This window comes from Streptomyces sp. NBC_01166 (assembly GCF_045039765.1).
Classification (GTDB): domain Bacteria; phylum Actinomycetota; class Actinomycetes; order Streptomycetales; family Streptomycetaceae; genus Streptomyces.
Genome location: NZ_CP108614.1, coordinates 225,540 through 243,392, shown reverse-complemented (window position 1 = coordinate 243,392; position 17,853 = coordinate 225,540). Strand labels below are relative to the sequence as shown.

General features: G+C 67.7%; 20 protein-coding genes and 3 pseudogenes. 11 read left to right on the top strand and 12 right to left on the bottom strand.

The genetic code is table 11. The features are described 5' to 3' along the window. Positions 1 to 26: 26 nt before the first annotated feature. The 3 genes from thrS to OG379_RS40825 all read right to left on the bottom strand — a co-directional run bounded on the left by thrS (position 27) and on the right by OG379_RS40825 (position 2,116). Entirely contained in the window at positions 27 to 1,256 is a 1,230-nt protein-coding gene (thrS, locus tag OG379_RS40835; RefSeq protein ID WP_331735694.1) for a threonine--tRNA ligase, read from the bottom strand. 214 nt (positions 1,257 to 1,470) lie between these two features. Beyond that, positions 1,471 to 1,902 (bottom strand): DUF6262 family protein, encoded by a 432-nt coding sequence (locus OG379_RS40830; protein WP_331735450.1) that lies wholly within the window; start codon positions 1,900 to 1,902, stop codon positions 1,471 to 1,473. Continuing rightward, positions 1,889 to 2,116: a hypothetical protein gene (locus tag OG379_RS40825; RefSeq protein ID WP_331735448.1), complete on the bottom strand. Its 228-nt coding sequence runs from the start codon at positions 2,114 to 2,116 to the stop codon at positions 1,889 to 1,891. Before OG379_RS40825 ends, OG379_RS40830 begins: the two co-directional genes overlap by 14 nt. A gap of 26 nt (positions 2,117 to 2,142) precedes the next feature. Between OG379_RS40825 and OG379_RS40820 the strand changes: the two genes are divergently transcribed. Together OG379_RS40820 and OG379_RS40815 are read left to right on the top strand one after the other, a co-directional pair. Beyond that, positions 2,143 to 2,388: a hypothetical protein gene (locus OG379_RS40820; protein ID WP_331735446.1), complete on the top strand. Its 246-nt coding sequence runs from the start codon at positions 2,143 to 2,145 to the stop codon at positions 2,386 to 2,388. 212 nt (positions 2,389 to 2,600) lie between these two features. Continuing rightward, complete coding sequence (locus OG379_RS40815; protein WP_331735443.1) at positions 2,601 to 2,927, top strand: hypothetical protein; 327 nt, start codon at positions 2,601 to 2,603, stop codon at positions 2,925 to 2,927. A gap of 610 nt (positions 2,928 to 3,537) precedes the next feature. Here OG379_RS40815 and OG379_RS40810 read toward each other — a convergent pair. Continuing rightward, entirely contained in the window at positions 3,538 to 3,903 is a 366-nt protein-coding gene (locus tag OG379_RS40810; RefSeq protein WP_405669072.1) for a CPCC family cysteine-rich protein, read from the bottom strand. A 528-nt stretch (positions 3,904 to 4,431) separates the two neighbouring features. On the opposite strand from OG379_RS40810, the gene OG379_RS40805 reads away from it, so the two are divergent. Further along, on the top strand, positions 4,432 to 5,442 hold the full coding sequence (locus OG379_RS40805; protein ID WP_331735441.1) for an IS30 family transposase: 1,011 nt from the start codon (positions 4,432 to 4,434) through the stop codon (positions 5,440 to 5,442). 27 nt (positions 5,443 to 5,469) lie between these two features. Here the strand turns inward: OG379_RS40805 and OG379_RS40800 are convergent, their stop codons facing one another. Further along, positions 5,470 to 6,339 carry an NmrA/HSCARG family protein gene (locus tag OG379_RS40800; RefSeq protein WP_405669002.1) on the bottom strand — a complete coding sequence of 290 codons (870 nt, stop codon included), beginning with the start codon at positions 6,337 to 6,339 and terminating at the stop codon, positions 5,470 to 5,472. Positions 6,340 to 6,394: 55 nt separating this feature from the next. Here OG379_RS40800 and OG379_RS40795 point away from each other — a divergent pair, with 55 nt between their 5' ends. Further along, positions 6,395 to 6,844, top strand: coding sequence for a MarR family transcriptional regulator (locus tag OG379_RS40795; protein WP_331735435.1), 450 nt, complete (start codon positions 6,395 to 6,397; stop codon positions 6,842 to 6,844). A 110-nt stretch (positions 6,845 to 6,954) separates the two neighbouring features. Here the strand turns inward: OG379_RS40795 and OG379_RS40790 are convergent, their stop codons facing one another. The 5 genes from OG379_RS40790 to OG379_RS40770 form a co-directional block, all read right to left on the bottom strand. After that, positions 6,955 to 8,757, bottom strand: coding sequence for a hypothetical protein (locus tag OG379_RS40790; RefSeq protein ID WP_405669000.1), 1,803 nt, complete (start codon positions 8,755 to 8,757; stop codon positions 6,955 to 6,957). A gap of 142 nt (positions 8,758 to 8,899) precedes the next feature. Beyond that, on the bottom strand, positions 8,900 to 9,343 hold the full coding sequence (locus tag OG379_RS40785; protein WP_331735690.1) for a hypothetical protein: 444 nt from the start codon (positions 9,341 to 9,343) through the stop codon (positions 8,900 to 8,902). Between the two features lie 101 nt (positions 9,344 to 9,444). Continuing rightward, positions 9,445 to 9,591 (bottom strand): hypothetical protein, encoded by a 147-nt coding sequence (locus OG379_RS40780; RefSeq protein ID WP_331735432.1) that lies wholly within the window; start codon positions 9,589 to 9,591, stop codon positions 9,445 to 9,447. A gap of 17 nt (positions 9,592 to 9,608) precedes the next feature. Further along, the gene (locus OG379_RS40775) at positions 9,609 to 10,376 is read right to left on the bottom strand and encodes a hypothetical protein (RefSeq protein WP_331735430.1); all 768 of its coding nucleotides are present in this window, start codon (positions 10,374 to 10,376) and stop codon (positions 9,609 to 9,611) included. Then, complete coding sequence (locus OG379_RS40770) at positions 10,373 to 10,522, bottom strand: hypothetical protein (RefSeq protein WP_405669077.1); 150 nt, start codon at positions 10,520 to 10,522, stop codon at positions 10,373 to 10,375. Before OG379_RS40770 ends, OG379_RS40775 begins: the two co-directional genes overlap by 4 nt. Positions 10,523 to 10,654: 132 nt before the next feature. Between OG379_RS40770 and OG379_RS40765 the strand changes: the two genes are divergently transcribed. The 3 genes from OG379_RS40765 (at position 10,655) to OG379_RS40755 (ending at position 13,161) form a co-directional block, all read left to right on the top strand. Continuing rightward, the gene (locus tag OG379_RS40765; protein ID WP_331735425.1) at positions 10,655 to 11,773 is read left to right on the top strand and encodes a helix-turn-helix transcriptional regulator; all 1,119 of its coding nucleotides are present in this window, start codon (positions 10,655 to 10,657) and stop codon (positions 11,771 to 11,773) included. Positions 11,774 to 11,785: 12 nt separating this feature from the next. Further along, entirely contained in the window at positions 11,786 to 12,364 is a 579-nt protein-coding gene (locus OG379_RS40760) for an HD domain-containing protein (RefSeq protein WP_331735422.1), read from the top strand. Between the two features lie 233 nt (positions 12,365 to 12,597). Beyond that, complete coding sequence (locus OG379_RS40755) at positions 12,598 to 13,161, top strand: Uma2 family endonuclease (RefSeq protein ID WP_331735419.1); 564 nt, start codon at positions 12,598 to 12,600, stop codon at positions 13,159 to 13,161. A gap of 2 nt (positions 13,162 to 13,163) precedes the next feature. Here the strand turns inward: OG379_RS40755 and OG379_RS40750 are convergent. Continuing rightward, positions 13,164 to 13,350, bottom strand: a pseudogene (locus OG379_RS40750) (hypothetical protein); the annotation flags it as partial. Positions 13,351 to 13,943: 593 nt separating this feature from the next. Between OG379_RS40750 and OG379_RS40745 the strand changes: the two are divergent. The 4 genes and pseudogenes from OG379_RS40745 to OG379_RS40730 all read left to right on the top strand — a co-directional run. Further along, the gene (locus tag OG379_RS40745; protein WP_331735688.1) at positions 13,944 to 14,900 is read left to right on the top strand and encodes an ABC transporter ATP-binding protein; all 957 of its coding nucleotides are present in this window, start codon (positions 13,944 to 13,946) and stop codon (positions 14,898 to 14,900) included. A 698-nt stretch (positions 14,901 to 15,598) separates the two neighbouring features. Continuing rightward, the gene (locus OG379_RS40740; protein WP_331735412.1) at positions 15,599 to 16,396 is read left to right on the top strand and encodes an ABC transporter permease subunit; all 798 of its coding nucleotides are present in this window, start codon (positions 15,599 to 15,601) and stop codon (positions 16,394 to 16,396) included. A 125-nt stretch (positions 16,397 to 16,521) separates the two neighbouring features. Then, positions 16,522 to 16,683, top strand: a pseudogene (locus OG379_RS40735) (excisionase family DNA-binding protein); the annotation flags it as partial. Then, positions 16,683 to 17,140: pseudogene (locus OG379_RS40730) on the top strand (site-specific integrase); the annotation flags it as partial. The pseudogenes OG379_RS40735 and OG379_RS40730, both read left to right, overlap by 1 nt. 76 nt (positions 17,141 to 17,216) lie before the next feature. Here OG379_RS40730 and OG379_RS40725 read toward each other — a convergent pair. Then, positions 17,217 to 17,696, bottom strand: coding sequence for a hypothetical protein (locus tag OG379_RS40725; RefSeq protein ID WP_331735409.1), 480 nt, complete (start codon positions 17,694 to 17,696; stop codon positions 17,217 to 17,219). Between the last annotated feature and the right edge of the window lie 157 nt (positions 17,697 to 17,853).

Below are 17,853 nucleotides of genomic sequence, written 5' to 3'. Positions count from 1 at the left end.
GGAGACGTCGAGGTTGACTTCGTCTGCTATGAACGGGTCGCACTGTCCCACAGTTCGGTGCTGTGGGCATCGATGAGGGTGCTGATGTGGGTCAGGACTTCGCTGACCGGCTGCGGGCTGAGTCGTCGACCGTCACGCAGACGCATTGCGACGAGATTGTCAGCGGCTTCCTTGGCGCCGATGACGGCTTGGTAGGGAACCAAGCGGGCCTCTCGAATACGTGCGCCCAGACTGCCGCGTTCCGGACCGGAGATTTCAGTACGCAGTCCGAGGTCGGTGCATCGCTGGGCAAGCACGGCGGCGTTCGGTAGTTCGGTGTCGGAGATCGGGAGGATCGCGAGTTGAGTGGGGGCGAGCCAGGCGGGGAAGGCACCGCCATGTTGTTCGATGAGATGAGCGACGGCTCGCTCCACACTGCCGATGATGCTGCGGTGGACCATGACCGGGCGGTGTTTGGCGCCGTCCGCGCCGATGTAGTGCAGGTCGAACTGTTCGGGCTGGTGGAAGTCGACCTGGACGGTGGACAGGGTGGACTCCCGGCCGGCGCCGTCGGTGACCTGGACGTCGATCTTGGGGCCGTAGAACGCGGCCTCCCCCTCGGCCGCCTCGTAGGACAGGCCAGAGCGGTCGAGGACGTCGGTCAGCAGGCCAGTGGACCGTTGCCACTTCTCGGGCGCGGCAACGTACTTGCCACCGGGGCCCGGGAGGGAGAGCCGGTAGCGGGTCGCGGTGATGCCGAGCGCCTCGTAAGCACGGCGGATCATCTCGAGCGCGGCCTGCGCCTCCTCGGCGACCTGGTCCAGAGTGCAGAAGATGTGCGCGTCGTTGAGTTGGATGGCCCGGACGCGGGTCAGCCCGCCGAGCACGCCGGAGAGTTCGGAGCGGTACATACCGCCAAGTTCGGCCATTCGCAGGGGCAGTTCGCGGTAGCTGTGGGAGCGGGAGCGGTAGATGACCGCATGGTGAGGACACAGGCTCGGCCGCAGGACGACTTGCTCGCCGCCGATGTCCATCGGGGGAAACATGTCGTCGCTGTAGTTCGCCCAGTGTCCTGAGATCTCGTACAGCTCCCGCTTGCCGAGCACCGGTGAGTACACGTGCTGGTAGCCCGCTCGTCGCTCGGCGGCGCGGATGTACTCCTCCAGGGTGTGCCTCACGGCCGCGCCGTCGGGTAGCCAGTAGGGCAGTCCGGCGCCGATCAGCGGGTCGGTGTCGAACAAGTTCAGTCCCCGGCCAAGTTTGCGGTGGTCGTGCACGGTGGTCATCGCGGTCTCCTTGCTGGTTGCGGAGCAAGTGACCGGGCCTACGACGAAGCCCCGGGGCACTTGCCCCGGGGCTTCGGATCAGGTCGTCTGTCAGCGCGCCGGGACACTCTCCGGCGTCGTCGTCATAGCAGCGCGCTTCATGCCGATCACCGTAGCAGGGGCCCCGGTCACCTGACGGTCATTTTCCGGCTGGGGTGCGAGGAGTTCAGGAAGGGACGTTGTTCTCCTGCCTCTCAGGCTCAAGCCCGCCGGGGTGGGAGATGCCGCGCAACCTGCGGATCTCCCCGTACGCCATTTCTAGGCGGGTGGAGAGGTCGCTGTTCTCAGTCCGTAGCTGCTTGATCCGCGCGAGCGCGACGTCCAGGCGTCGCTGGATGGATGCAATCGAGGCGGGCTGCGAGCCGGTCCGCTGGTTAGAGGGCTGTCGGTTCTGCAGCTGTCGGATGGAGGTGACGAGATCTTGCTGCGTATAGAGCCAGGACCTCGAAACACCCGCTTCCTTCGCGATCGCCGCGCAGCTGGTGTGGCTGCCGGTGCGCTGGGCCGCTGAGATGGCCTTCTCGGCGTTGGTTCGGGCGCGCTGGCTGCGGCGTCGGGTGGCCTCGGCAAGAGCGGCGGTGTTGTCAGCTGGCGGCATCGACGTCCTCCACCTGGCCGCCGACGACGATCTGGTTCTCAGTGGTTCCTTCGAGAGCGCTGATGATCTTGTCGAGTTTGCCGAGGGTGCGGCGGTCTTTCTCCGCGACCCGGGCGAGCCCGGCGTCCTCGGCCTGGGTGATGAGGCTGCTGGTCCGCCCCCGAACCGCGCCCGCGGCCTCGGGTGCGGCCAGGCCGCCCGGCCTGCGCACCACCCGATGCCCACAAGGAGCCTCCCACCATGCCCGCGCTCAACAACACCACCGCACCGAAGGCCCCCGAGCAGCCCCGGCCGAAGAGGACCTCCCGCTTCACCGCTGTCCGCACCTGGTGGGCCACCACCTGGAGCAAGGGCGGTGTGCCGCATCAGCGGTGGGAGGACCTGCGCCGCGCCCCGAAGGGTGGCTGGCACGGCATGGCCCACTGGATCAAAGCGGTGCTCGGCCTCGCCGGGATCTGCCTCGCGATCCTGCTGCTGGAGGGGTGACCGACGTTCTGGCCAACGCGATCCAGTACTTGCTCACCGCCGCACACGACGTCCAGGTCGGCACCGACACCACCACCGGCGTCTGGGGCGTCATCGACCACCCGTCCGCACCTACATCGCCACCCACTCCGCCTCACTCACGATCAGCGGCTCAACCATCTACACCCTCTGGCAGGTCACCGGCCTCTTCGGCCTGACGGCGGCTGGTCTCCATGATCGGCGCCCGCCTCACCTGGACCCTGTGGGGCGCCGCTACCATCGCCATGACCTGGGCCACCGCCCCCACTGACAGCCGCACCATCGCCACCGGCATCACCGTCCTGGCCTGGACCGCAGCCTCCACCCTCGCCCTGCACGGCTGGACCCTGCGGCCCTCCGCTTTCGTCCACGTCCACACCACGCCCCCACCGTCGACGTCCGACCCCAGATTCACCTCCCGGCCCCGCCCGCAGACGGCATCCCAAACAACGTGCACCCACTCCAGCGCTGGCCCGACGCCCTGCCCGGTGCTCGGCCTACTCGCAACACCAGCGCCCTGACTAGCCGCGCGCCGCAATTGATCCCGCTCCCGCCAACCTTCCGGCGACCGACGGGAGACCGCTCCGCTCAACGCGGAAGGGCGCGCCTCGACCTCCCCAGGTACCGGCGCGCCCTTTTCACCCCCAGAGGAGTGATCGTCATGGTTCCTGCCCCGTGTCCCTCCAAACACACCGGCCGCCCACGGCCGATCCTGCCCGGCCCCCGCCACCCGCTCCCGCCCCACCGCCGGCTGCCCGGCGCCCGGGACGCGTCATGAGCGCGAGGATTGGCCCAGTGAGGGCTGTGGTCGACGTCGACCTATACGCGACCGGTCTGTCCACGACCATCGAAACCGGAGTTCACGCGGGTTCCTTCATGCTGTGTCTGCTATGAAGAGTGCAAGTGGGGAGGTGAGGGCCCCTTTGCCGAGCTTTATCCGTGCGGTGAGTTGTCCGCAGTTACTGGCAGATTCTGCGGGTACGGCCAGTAACTTGCGATGCCCTGCAGGATTCAGGAAGTCGCCGCCGACTAACGCTGCTGACTGGTCAGACGGAGGATGGCGACGCACAGGGCGCCGCTCACCCCGAGCGCTTCGCTATCGACCCCACCCGAGCCTGGCGGCCCCGGTCACTACGGAGGCAGCGGCTGCTCCCGCCTCCAGAATGTGGGAAGCCACCAGCACAACACTGAAGTGTCCTGCGGCCACGGGGCTCGTTCGTCGCTCTTCCCGTCCTCGAATGAATCCTGCGTCAGGTCGATCGGACGCCAAGCAGGATCTACAGATTCGTCGGGAAGCGCAGGCCGAACATGCCGTCGGCCGTTCTCGTCGCACGCGCCGAATACCTGGTAGTTCAGCTGCGCCTGCACCAGCGACGTGCTGTTAGCCCCGCCTGCCATCGTCGGCCAGCGGAGCTGAAGCAGATCGTCCTCCCAGAAGCACACTGGACAGATCTCATACAAGCCGACCGATCCAAGCACCAGATGACCACAGCACACACACGGCAGAACCTTGTTCACTCCCACAGCATGGCCGACGCGGCCACGTCGAACGAGGCCGCCCTGGACCGGGCCATGGCGCAAAGGTCCACGTGCCCCACGTGCCGCCGCAGGTACCACCACTGCATGCCGCTCCGCACCATCGGCTCCTGCCTTGTCCGAACTACTGGTGAGACGGCCGTACCCTGCATGAGCCATATCCAGCTTACGAATGATGGAGCTCGTTGGGCTCCCCCATCCCGTGGTCAGAGGTGGGAGAGACCTGCTCACCGGGATCCCCCACCCGCGTCGACAGCGGCGTCAGTTCAACACCTTCCTGCCGTGAATCCCTCCCCGTCCTGGAACTCGATCAGCACTCCGCTGTCGACGAGGTAGATCCAGCATTCAGGAGAGCACCCCAACACCGCTTCCGCCTGGACTGCTACAAGCGCGGCAGGCAAAGCCACGGATGACACTGCGAGATGACGATGGCGCAACGGTCGCAACGCCGACCGTAAGCAGAAGGCGGCAACCCCGGTTCGACCGGCGGTGCCGCCTTCTGGCGTCTCCCGGTACCTGCGCGAGGACGACCGGATCTACATCGCCGACCGGCTGCGGGAGAAGGCCACGATCCGTGCGATAGCCGCTGAACTGGGCCACAGTCCCTCGACCATCAGCAGAGAGGTACGCCGCAACCGGACGGTCGGGACCCGGGGTCAGTGGCATTACCGCCCGCACGCAGCTCAGGCCCACGCCGACGCACGCCGGCCCCGACCGAAGCCGGGGAAGATCGGCCAGAACCCCGAGCTGCGGGACTTCATCCAGAATCACCTGGACCGACGGTGGAGTCCGGAGCAGATCTGCCAGGCTCTGCGCGCCCGCTTCCCCCGACGGCCGGAGATGCACGTGGTCCACGAGACCGTCTACCAGGCCCTCTATGTCCAGGACCGCGGTGAACTGCGCCGCAAACTGGCCCAAGCCCTGCGCACGGGCCGCGTGCGACGCAAGCCCCGCCGTCAGGCTCAGCAGCGGCAGCCCCGCTTCCGCGACCCGATGGTGATGATCAGTGAACGGCCGGCCGAGGCGGAGGCCCGGGCCGTGCCCGGCCACTGGGAGGGTGATCTGATCATCGGCAAGGACGGCGCTTCCGCCATCGGCACCCTGGTCGAGCGTGCCACCCGCTACGTGATGCTCCCGCACCTGCCCAATGGCCGGGGCACCGAGCTGGTCCGCGACGCGCTGGTGCAGGCCGTGCAGACGCTGTCGTCCCCCCTGAAACGCTCGCTCACCTGGGACCAGGGCAGCGAGATGGGCCGCCACCGCGAGTTCACGATCGCCACCGACATCCCCGTCTACTTCTGTGATCCGGCCAGCCCCTGGCAGCGCGGCTCGAACGAAAACACGAACGGCCTGCTGCGGCAGTACTTTCCCAAGAGCACCGACCTGTCGGTCCACACCCGTGAGCACCTGGCCGCCGTCGCCGCCGAACTCAACGGCCCACGCAAAACGCTCGGCTGGGAAACCCCAGCCGAGCGCCTGCACAAGCTGCTCGCAGCCTGAGTCCGACTAGGTGCTGACCGCGCGGACTCAGCTGACCGGCCAGGTGCGCTTGGCCGCCCAGGTGCCGAAGCGCTGCCAGCCGATCTCCGGAAAGTCGCGCCGCAGTGCGTCCACGTCCACATCGAGGCCGACCTCGGTGAAGTAGCGGAACATCGCAGCGAGATCGGCCGAGAACGCCTCGACGTGGGCGATCGGCAGCCGCTCGAAGACGATCGGCCGGCCGCATACGTCGGTCAGGGCTTCCGCGATCTCCAGGCAGGTCAGCTTGTCGGAAGCGATGTCGATGCGCCGGCCCGCGAACTCCTGCGGCCGCGCAAGAACATGGGCTGCGAATGCACCGATGTCCCGCGCGGGAATCAGCGTCAGCGGCCGGTCGGCCGGCATCGGCAGCACGAACCGGCCTTCACGCAGACCCTCGAGCGACCACTCGACCGTGTAGTTGTCCATGAACACGGCCGGACCGAGGATCGTCCACGGCACACCCAGCCCTCGCAGGTGCCGCTCGATGCGGTACTTGCTCTCGAAGTGCGGAATGCCCGTGCCGCGGTCGGCGTGCGCGGCCGAGGTGAACACTATGTGCCCGACACCACGGGCGGCCTGAAGCAAGTCGATGCCCTGCCGGACCTCGGCCTCCGGGTCCGAGCCGAATGGCGTGGACATCGCGAACAATCTGTCGGCGCCTTTCAGGGCCGCCTCCAGCGACTTGCTGTCGTCGAAGTCCGCCGCGTGCACCTCGGCGCCGAGGCCCCTCAGCGCGTGTGCGGCAGCCGAGTCGGGAGTGCGGGTGAGGGCGCGGACCTGGAAGCCTTGATCGAGCAGCGAGCGGGCGGCTGCGCCGCCTTGGGCGCCGGTCGCTCCGGCGACGGCCACCACGGGCCGGTAGGATTCCTTCGTCATGCGGTTACCGTACGACACAGTCACTGCGTTACGCAGATATTTAGCGAGGGTGTGCATGCTGATCGACGATCTCCAGCAGGAGTCCCGCCGCTACCTGGCGTCCTACGTCATGTTCAACCAGACAGTCGCGGACCATCTCAAGCTGCACCCCACCGACGTCCAGTGCCTCAACCTGCTGACGACCGAGCCAGGCCCGTTCACCACGGGCCGGATCGCCGAACTCACCGGCCTGACCAGCGGCTCGGCGACCCGGCTGGTCGACCGCCTCGAGAAGGCCGGCTACGTGGTCCGGCACCGCGACAAGACCGACCGCCGCCGGGTCCGGGTGGAGCCCGTGCCGGAGGCGATGCGGGATCTCATGGAACTGTGGTCCGAGCTGGGCCAGGGATGGCGGGCGATGTTCGCCGACTACACCGAAGACGAGCGCGCCCTGCTGCACCGGCACATGCGGCGCACCGTCGAGCTCTCCCGGCAACAGATCGCCCGCCTGCGCGGCAAAGAATGACGGCCGCCCACGCAAAACGCTCGGCTGGCAAACCCCAGCCGAGCGCCCGCATAAACTGCTCGCGGCCTGATCAACCGACCACGTGTTGCGACGACCCCTAGAAAGCGCCGTCAGGCCGTCGGGCCTTCTCCCTTGCGGACCAGCCGCCAGGCTTCGGTGAACAGTTCGGGGAGCGTGCCGGGGAGTAGCTCGAAGTCCCTCACCTCGGTCCCGTCCGTGCTCAGCTGCGCGCCAATCAGGGGCGCTTTCCAGGACTCCATGGGCGGTAGCGGCTTCTTGGCGTGCGCCCACGGGCCGGGCAGGAAGAGCGAGCGTCCCGCTCGGGCCCGGCGGTCCTCCACCACCAGGCCGCGCGCCGACAGTTCTGCGGAGGCTGCCTTGTGACGGGTTGGTTTCCAGGCGTTCCAGCGCCGCACGTTACGGTCTGAGGGCACGGGGAGCAGCAGGAGCTGGAGGTACAGGGCGGCGGCGTCCTCGGACAGGTCGAGGGTGTGGGCGACGTCGGCGAGCAGGTCGGGAACGCAGGCGCGCGGGTCGGACTCGTAGCGGCCCGGAGGCAGGTCGCCGGAGGTGATGCGGGCTATGACGCGGTCGCAGGTACCGTCGGTCAGCCAGTCCCAGCGCTGACTCCCCCGGCTGCCGCGAATCACACCGGCGTAGAGGACCCGGGCCGGTGAGTCGCCGCCAGCCAGTACCTTGCGCAGGTGCCGGACGGCTTCCGGCGCACCGTTACGTACGGGGTCTCCGGCCGGGAGGTCCGCGTACGCCCACGGCAGGCTGGCGAAGAAGGCGTCCGCGACGGTCTCCGCGTCGTAGCGGCCCATGACGTCCCACGCGGTGCGCAGGTGGCGGTGTTCGGGCGGGCAGGGCCAGATCCGCAGGTAGAAGCCGGGCGGCAGGGTAGCGTTCGCCGGGTCCAGAAGCAGATGGCACAGGTGGGCCGCCGGCATCTCGGTGCCCAGGGTGACCGCGGCCTGCCAGGTGCTCCAAGGCGTGTGCGCCCGGGCGCCGTGCTGCTCCACCCAGACCGCGGCGATGCGCTCCGCGACGCGGGCGAGACCGCCGGACTCCCACAGGTCCGCGGGGTCGGAGGGAAGAACGTCGGCGAGCAAGGCGAGCCGCTCGTCGTCGTGCAGCATCGAAAGCTCGTCGCGTGCCGATTCGAGTTCGCCGGCCTTGAAGCCGTACAGGGCACACTCGTGCTCGTCCAGGAAAGGCGTGTAATAGCCGCCGGCACCGGGGTTGCCAGCCAGGACGAGGGCAGCGGCGGGACGACTCAGGCCTGTCGCCTCGCTCAGAGCGATAGCCGCGTCCGCGTCCCAGGGTATCGGGCCGCGCTCGTGGACTAGCTCGACCAGCCGCAGCAGCTGGTCGGGGGTGCCCCAACCTCGGTGGCAGTCCACGACGTAGAGCGGCTCCTCGGGGCGCGGGGCCGCTTCGCCGCCGGGGAGCACGGCCTCGAAGTAGAGGGTCCGGCGCGCGGCCGGCAGGTGCAGACCAAAGGACGCGCCCTGGTGGTCGCGGACGGTGAACGAGGTCTCTCCGGCGAGCCGGCCCAGCCGGAAGAGAAAGGCCGGGTCGGCGAACGGGGTGTCCGCCCACATGTCCAGGAAGTCGAGCAGCACCTCGCGGCGTTCCGGCCTGGTCGCAGGGGCGGCCGCGCGCAGGGCGAGTGCGCCCGGCCGGCCTATCAGTTCCGTCCAGCTGCCCGCTGCGGGCGGACGGACCTCCCGTCCGCCCGGCTCGGGTGCCCAACTGCCGTCGATGTAGCAGCCGATGGTCCTGATACCGGCGAAGGAGTCTGTGTCCCAGCAGCCCGAGGCCCCAACGAACCCCTGCATGGCAGCGGATGCGGCGAACCCGTTCCACGTACGAGGAGCTCGGGGCGCTGCCGTATTGGTGATCTCGTTCATGCGTCCGATCATGGCGGAGGGCACCGACAATGACCGAGCCGGGTGGCGGTGGAAAGCCAACGCCTCATCAATCCCGGAACCCGCGGCGCCCTCGCCGCTCAGGCAGTTGGGCCTTCTACGAACCGCAACCGGTCGGCCGAAGTCACCGGACCTGCAGGCCAGCGAGAAGAACGACTTGATCGGCCTCGACATCAAAGCCGAGCACTGGATGGCCACAGTCGCCTTCCGAGTCCATGAGCACCGGCTTGCCCAGCCGCCGCCCGATCTCCCGAAGAAAGCCGCAGAACACATCAAGTCGATCCTGGCGCTGCAACTCGCGCAGGTCGACGTCGAAGTCGACTTCATCGTCAGCATGAAAACGGAAGATCGCCAACACGTCGGCAGCCGGCCAGACCCGCAGGTCCGGGCACTCGGCATCCGCCGGACGGGACAGCACGGCCTTCGCCCGGGGCACCGGAAGCACCTTCTCTCGCCTCGTCGCCGCCCGACTTTCCGCCCGCATGTCCCGGAACACCTTGGCAACCCTGTCGGCGTAGAGCGCCGCACCATCCAGCGGTACGAAGCAGGGGAGAGACCCCAGGTACACCGATCTGCTTTTCCTGGCTGACGCCCTTGGTGTGGAACTCGCCGACCTCGTCCGGACGTGAGGAAGCCCCGGCCACAGCATGCGGCCGGGGCTCCTGGTGCTCAGCGCTGCGGTGTCTCAGGCTCTGCCGGGACGACGAAACCCCTCACGCCTCGCGGCTCCTGCGGGTCACGGGAGTCGGGTGCCTGCCCGGCCTCCCACGCTGCGACCAGGTCGGCGTATCGCGGGTCGATCCATTCCTGCGCCATGGGGGCACCTCCTCCCATCAGGCTACCGCTCCGCTGGCGCCAGGCTTGGGCTTCGGCGTGATGACGATGGTGCAGTCTGGGGCGTGCTGGCACTTCGCAGCCACGGACACGAGGGTCTCGTCCGACGGCGGCCCCCACAGCTCCTCGTCTGCCGGGTAGCCGAGGGCCGCGATCGTCTCGCGCGTGCGGTCGATGATCGGCGGGTCGTAGTTCGTGGGGTCGTACCCCGGGAAGTGGTGCACGAAGGATCCGAGCCTCTCGCACAGCTCGGCGTACGTGGCGGTGTGCAGGATCAGGGCGTGCCACCCCTCGTCCACGATCCGCGACGGGGCCAGCCCCGTGGCCGGGTTCTGCGCGCAGGCGGCCACGAACTTGAGGCTGTCCTCCACGATGCGGCCGGCCATCTCCTCGGACATGTCCGGGTTGGCGTCCATCACAGTGATGCAGCAGCTGGTGAACTGCGCGTCGGTGATGAGCGCGCGGGCGATGACAGGTAATACGCTCATGGTGATCTCCTTCTTCTGGTTGGGGATCCGCCCGCCCGGCCGCTGTCCTTCCAGGGAACCGGCGGCCGGGCGGGAGTCTTGGTAGGGCTTCTCGCCTGCGTCGCAGGGCGGGCAGGCCCAGACCTCGGTGTCGAGGACGTGGGCGCCGTCGCGGTCGCAGATCGTGCCGACGGACACGGCGCCCGTGGTGAGCAGGCTCTTGCACCAGACACAGGCCCGGCCTGCCATCTGGTCCCACGTGAGTTCGTCGAGCGGGGGCAGCTCCCGGGCGGGAGTCACGGCCGCTCCTTGCACTGTGCGCACTCGCAAGGCGGGAACCGGTCGGTGGATTCGGGCCGTTCGAGGAGGACCACCTCGGCCTCCGGCTGCAGCACCCGGATTCCGCCGTCGCGGTTCACTTCGTACACCTTCATCGTCATCGTCACGACGACGCCCCTTTCCACTACCCTGAGTTGCCTGGTCATCACTGCACCTACGACGGTAGGGAGCGGGGGCCGCCGCTTGAACTGACCGCGGGTACGGGTGTCCGGCATCGGTCGACAGGCAAGGGGGACGCCATGGACGCGAGCTCACGCACCACCCTGACCGGCGGTCAGGGAACACAGCAGCGGGCCCGCGGCGGCATCGTGTCCGGGTACGTCTTCCGGCTGATCCGTGAGCAGCTGGGCCACACCCAGGACGCGCTCGCCGAGCGGTTCCGGGTCTCGCCCGACACCGTTGCGGGCTGGGAATCCGGGCGCCGGCCCCTGACTGCTGTGCCGGTCGGGCAGATGCTCATGTACCGCCACCAGCTCCTGCAGCTGGGCAGTGCACCCGCCCTGCTCCTAGCTCTGGAGCGGGCCATGGAAGCGGACGTACTGCTGGCCGGCGCCCTCGACGAGGATGTCCCCGCCGAGGACAGCCCGATGGGCGCATGGGTCATGCAGCGCGACCTGGTCGAGGTCCTCTCCTGGCCGCTCAACGGTGTGACCCCCACCCCGCTGCGAACCCTGCCCGAGCCGCCGCGACCGCGACGCGGCCCCGTGCCGCGCGGGCCGGAGCTCCCGGCCCACGACCGGCGCCGCTTCTTCTCCCGCATGCGCCAGACCGCCGAGCAGGCGCGCGGCGAGGACCGCTTCCTGCTACGCCGCCAAGCCCTCTACCTGGCCGGGTATGACGACGCGCCCGACACCTCCGCGTGGCTCGCCCAGCAGCAACGCACCGAGCGCCCGGACGGCTGGCTCACAAGCTGGCTCAACTCCCGTTCCGTCGCAGCCGTCGCTACCAGACAGGGCGACCGAGACCGGATGAGCCACTTCATCCAGACGACGCTCACCGACGACGACGCAGGCGAGGCGGCGAACCTCAACTACTGGGCCTACTGGATCGGCGAGGCCCCACACCTCCAGCTGTCCGACGACTTCATCGCCGACGCGAACCCCGGCCCGTGGCCCGGCGACAAGCTGATGCACCACCTGGTGCGAGGCCTCACCCCGAACCACGGCTTCTTCGACCTGAACGTCCACACCCTGTGGGCGCTGCTCGCCGCCCGCCCCAACCTGCTCCGTCCAGGAACCGTGATCGGTAACGAGCTACGCGCAGCGCTCCCCGTGATGTTGGATGACCGGGAGCTGTCGGCGCAGGCGCGCCGGGAGCTGGAGGGCATCCGGTACGCAATCCGCCTTGCTGAGGCGTGAGAGGAGACGGGCGTGGCTGACGACCTGGCCGCAGTAGGGCGCTTCCTGTACGAGGCCGGCACGCTCAAAAACACGCGGCGCACCGGCTGGTGGATGGCAGGGGTCAGCGATCCGGAAAGCGTGGCCGAGCACTCGTGGCGCACCTCGCTGATCGCGTCGATCATCGCCAAGCTGGAAGGTGCCGACCCAGCACAAGCCGCGTTCCTCGCCGTGTGGCACGACACCCAGGAGACCCGCACCGGGGACGTCAACCACCTGGGTAAGAAGTACGCGCCTGCCGGTGACCCGCAGGACGTCACCGCCGACCAGACGGCGGGCATGCCCGAGGTTTTGTCCTCGGCCGTCCGCGACCTGGTCGCCGAGTACGAGGCGAAGGAGTCGCCCGAGGCGATCTGTGCCCGCGACGCCGACAAGTTGGAGTGCATGCTGCAAGGCATCGAGTACAAGGCTCAGGGCTACGAGAACGCGCAGCGCTGGATCGACAACAGCAGGGGGCGCCTGGTCACGGAGACCGGGAAGCGGCTGGCTGACGAACTCCTCGGGCAGGGGTCTCTCGACTGGCTGCGCGCCGCGCTCGGCGAGAAGCCCTGACCTGCGTTTCCTGGGGTCCCAGAATAAGTCCTCCCCGCCGACGGGGGGTCTTCCGGTCGCCCGGGCCGCCCGGTGATCCTGGCCAGCGTCCTCCCCGCGCGGGGATGGTCCCTGGGGGCGCGGACCAGAACCGTTCCTCAACGGTTCCAGGATCACCGGCATGCCCGTGCGGAGGTCCATGTGCGGGCATGATGCTGCATAGCTCAGTCGCGTAAAGGAACGGAAGCGGGACTATGACGAGTGCGCCGGACTACAGCCAAGGAATCGACGTCGAACGTGCTCTGAAGTTCGCCGTGCAACACATTCGTGGAGACCGCGTTCAGATCATTGAGGGGATCATTGAAACCGTGTCACCGACCTGGGACCACGAGCGTGCCGCCAAACTTGTGCGCCGGCAGATCGAGGACCGGGTTGACGAGCTCGGATGCGTCGAGGGCTCCGGAAACCTCGATCTGCCTGGGTCATCGAACTGGTACGTTCCTGACATCGCGGTCGTTCCTGAGGACCTCGCAAGGGGTGGCGGCGCGCTGCTACCGGATCAGACGCTGCTCATCGTCGAGGTGACCTCAGAGTCGAACGCTGAGACTGATCGAGTAGTGAAGCGCCGGAGGTACGCGGAATACGGTGCACCGCTCTATCTCCTCGTTGACCGCATTGAAGGTAGCGTCACCTTGTTTTCAGAGCCTGGACGGCTCGGCTACACACGGGTCGACGGACCACACCCCTTCGGAACGCCAGTACACCTTCCCGCCCCGTTCAATGTTGACGTCGATACGAGCGGTCTGCAGGCGGGTTGATTGGTTTACGGCGAGGTCGAAGAGGGCTCCGTAGCGGATCCGCAGAAAACCGTCGGGGCGCACGACGTGCGGCCGGGTGACGCAGGCGGCGTGCAGGGCCAGCACGAGGACGACGCCGTACAGGTCGAGTACCAGGATTACCCGGTGGACCACCGGCCAAGGGATGAGGAAGGTCAGGACCGCCGTCTCGAATCGCGGCTGCGGCCCCCTCTACCAGAGGGTAGATACGCCGACACGGGCTCCCTATCCCACCTGCGGCCCCTCGAGAGATGGCTCTCACTGACGGGGGCGGGAAGCAGAAACCCGCACCGCACGGTCTGACGTGAGTCCGCAAGCGCAGCGGGGTGGCTTCTGCAGCCGTGATTCTTTGCCTTCGGCCTTCGCCTGCACCAGTTCACGTGCCTGCCTGATCTCGACGAAGTCGAAACCCGCCTGCTCCGCGAGAACCCCTTTCCGCCGCGGTTCTGGCTCACTTTCAGTGGAGCATGCACTCTGAGTGACGAATGTCGAGCGAGTGGGCCCAGGGGAAGAGACCCGGAATTGATCGGTGCGGACGATTCTCCGTTTACGGCCGACGATCTTCTTGCCTGCATTGATGTCTTGCCCGGCGGCGGGACTTCAAGCCGATAGGCAAGGGTTGCCGGGGCACTTGTCGAAGGTCCGAGCCAAAATCCTGACTAAAGTAAGGGGTGATGGTTGCCCTTCGTGCACTGCGGATGCCCCTGCTCCGCCCTTACGTTCAGTGGCGTGACGATGAACGTGAAGAAGCAGGGAGCGCGCGGATGATCACGCTGCAGGAGCTGACCAAGCGGTACGGGGACCGTGCCGCGGTGGATCGCCTCTCCTTGACGATCCCGGCGGGCCGGGTCACCGGCTTCCTTGGTCCCAACGGTGCGGGCAAGTCCACCACCATGCGCATGATCATGGGTCTTGACCGGCCCACCCAGGGTCACGCACTGGTCAACGGCCGACCCTACGATCAGCTTAAGCACCCGCTGCGGGAGATCGGCGCACTGCTCGATGCCAAGGCCGTGCACCCCAGCCGTAGCGCCCGCGCCCACCTCAAGGCACTGGCCCAGACGAACGGTATCCCGCTGCGCCGGGTCGACAAGGTCCTGGACACCGTCGGCCTCGCCTCCGTCGCCGGACACCGCGCCGGTTCCTTCTCGCTCGGCATGAGCCAGCGCCTCGGCATCGCGGGCGCACTCCTCGGCAACCCGAACATCGTGATGTTCGACGAGCCGGTCAACGGCCTCGACCCGGACGGAGTGCGCTGGATCCGCGGACTGATTCGGGGCCTGGCCGCCGAAGGCCGCACTGTCTTCGTCTCCAGCCACCTCATGAGCGAAATGCAGCTCACAGCCGACCAGCTGGTCATCATCGGCAAGGGACGGCTGATCACCGAAACCTCGGTCAAGCAACTCATCGACGCCAGCTCCCTCAACGCCGTGCGGGCCCGCGGTCCCGAGACCCTGGCCCTGGAGCGCCTGGTGGTCCGGCTGACTGAATGGCGGGTAGCCGTCCGCTGGGAGAGCGCCAACGAACTGCACATCAGCGGACTCGGTGTCGAGCAGGTCTCCGACCTCGCCTACGAACTGGGCGTACGGCTGCACGAGGTGCGCACCGTCGAGGCTTCCCTGGAGCAGGCCTACATGGAACTGACGGCCGACAGCGTCGAGTACGGAACCCCTGCCTCGCGCCCCCTGCGGTCCGACGACGTCAACGGAGGCCGCGCATGACCACCACCCCCGTATTCCTGGCCAAGGCCGGGCCCGGCTACGGCGTCGGCGTGTACCGGGACCTCACCGAGTGGACGGCCGGCACCCCCGGCTGGCAGCAGTCCTTCGGCGAACTGTTCACGGAGGGCGGCCTCCTGCTCTTCGTCGTCATTCTCGCCTACCAGTGGTGGCACGCCCGCAAGGGCGACGACCGCACCATGGCCTACGCACTACTCGCCCCCTCGCCGTGGCCGCTTTCTACGTCCTCAGCGAGATCATCAAGATCTGGCTGCACGAGGAACGGACCTGTCGCGACATCCCCGGAGTGCGGCCTTTCGCCGAATGCCCGGCCACCGGCGACTGGCCTTCCCCAGCAACCACCCGGTGATCGCCGCCGCCTCAGCGGCCGCCCTGCTCGTCACCTGGCGCCTAGTGGGCATACTGCTGCTGCCGGTGGCGTCCCTGGTCGTTTTCCCGGGTCTATGTAGGCGTCCACTACCTGCGCGACGTCGCCGCCGGCCTGCTCCTCCCCCCACTTGTGCTACTTGCTTTGGCCGTGCCCGGCACATCTCTGGTCATCACCTTGCGCAGGCGGCCCCTCCCGGCCCGCGTCCTTGGCCCCTCATCCGCCGCGGTGGCGCCCACGCCGCAGTACACCCCGTACTCCGCGCCGCGCCAATGAGTGCCCGCGCCTCCTCACCTGAACAGGAAGAACGGTCATGACTACAACACCCCATCCAACCGCCGTGTCCGATGCGGCACAGGCGTCCGGCGGCGGACTGCCCGGCGCCGTGGCAGCCGAGTGGACCAAGCTCTGGTCGGTCAGGTCCACATGGTGGAGCCTGCTCGGCGGCGGTCTGCTGATGCTCCTCACCTCGCCGATCATCGGCTCCACGATGGCGAACAACAAGAAGAACAGCGCAGGCGTCAAGATCGGCGAAGTCGCGGTCAACACGGTGTACGTCGCCGAATTCGCCCTGATCGCCCTGTCGATGCTGGTAATCACGGCCGAGTACACCTCCGGCAGCATGCGTACCACGCTCCAGGCGGTGCCCAAGCGCGGACAGATGCTCGCCGCCAAGAACCTCGTCGCGGGCGCCGTCAGCTTCGTCGGCGGCATCGTGCTCTGTCTCATCGGCGCCGGAGTGTCGGCAGTCACGCTCGGCGACAAAGCGATCGTGGACGGCGCCGCAGTCCTGAGCACCTCACTGCGCATGGGCATCTACCTCGCCCTCATCAGCATGCTGACCGTCGCCGTCGCCGTCGCCGTACGCAGCGCCGCAGGCACACTGACCATCGTCTTCGTCGGCCTCACCGTGATGCCTGTGATCCTGCAGGCGTCCGACATGTCCCCGCTGGTCTGGCTCTCAGACCGGATGCCGAACTCGGCTGGCACCCACTTCATGAACGCCGACGCCAGCCCGTACGGACCGGAGACCGCCTTCTTCTTCCTCTTGCTGTGGTCTGTGGTCGTCACCGCGGTCGGGCACCAGGTACTACGCCGCCGCGACGCCTGAGACGGACCCAAGAGCACGCGCCCGCCCCACCCTCCAGACCAACCGCGAGACCGCCCGCGATGCACTGAAGGGGCGCACCGCCGACGAGGGAGAGTAATGACCGTGCCCGACCAACTGCTCACCTCTTCCCGCGCCGGCTCATCGAGGAACGCCGCATTACGTTCGTCAAGGTCGGCCGACACGTCCGCAGCCCCGAGAGCGCCGTGGAGGAGTACGTCGGTGCCCACACGGTAGCGCCGACCATCCTGCGGCCCGCGTCGGCGTACCCGTACCAGAAGGCTGGCTGATGGCCGGCAAACACAAGTCCCTCCGCGCGTTCGACAGAATCCGTAAGCTGCCGTCCGGCCGGTTCCAGGCTCGATACCCGGGTCCTGATGGCGTGCTGCGTGCCGCTGCTCAAACGTTCGCGACAACCACGAACGCCGATCGTGGCTGGCACTGAAGCGCACCGAGGTGGAGGAGGGCCACTGGCTCGATCCAGCCGAGGCAAAGACCACCGTCCGCGACTGGTCGGCACGATGGCTCACCGCCGTCTCCCCGCAGCTCAAGCACAAGAGACAGGCATCGTATCGATCCCTGATCAACTCGCTGACGGTTCCGGCGCTCGGTGATCGTGAGCTGTCCAGCCTCCGACCGAACACCATCGTCGAATGGGTCGGGGCGATGAAGACGCGCGGTCTCAGCGCGTCGCGGATCAGACAGGCCTACCGGGTGCTCTCGCAGATCATGCGGGCGGCCGTCGACACCGGGATTCCATGATTCGTCCAGCGGCCCTCGACCATGACGTGGTCGAGGGCCGGTCGCATCGCACGCGCAGACTTCACCGGTCGGGGATGCTGCTCGATATGGTCAAATCTGATCGCGCTGCTTCGTGAAGCACGTTGAGCGCTTCCACCAAGGGAATCGGCCGGAGTTCAGCCACACCGCTGGATGGGTTCCGGGTCGTTCTCAGTAGTTCCCACGTCCGCTGATTGACCGTGTGAGCGGCGGTAGCAGCCCTCTCGTCGCTCAGGAGGACAAAGGTCTCGAAGAGAACCGATCTTCTGTTCTCGCTCTCCTCCATATCGCTCAACGCCTCAGCCGCGTCCGCTCCTTCGTCGCGGGCCCGCCCGGCAGCCATGGCGGCCCTTTGGATTTCTTTGATGCACGTCAAGTAGTCGATGTACGTGTCAAGCTTCCGCTCGTCCCATCGTGTGGCCATCTCCCGGCGAAACTTGGCACGTTCAGCCATGGTCGTTGCAAAGTAGGACGTCAGAGCGCCTATGAGGACGCCGAGCAAGGTGAAGATCTGGGTGGCCATGATTGCCAACGTACCTTCGTGGGATGTTGGGGTCCGGGGGATTGACGAGACGGATCTCAGACGCAGAGGCACGGTCACGTCCGTGGGGGCACGTGGCGGATACGACACCGGTGGCGATGCCTTCACGAAACCTTCGTACCCCTCTGACCTGCGGTGG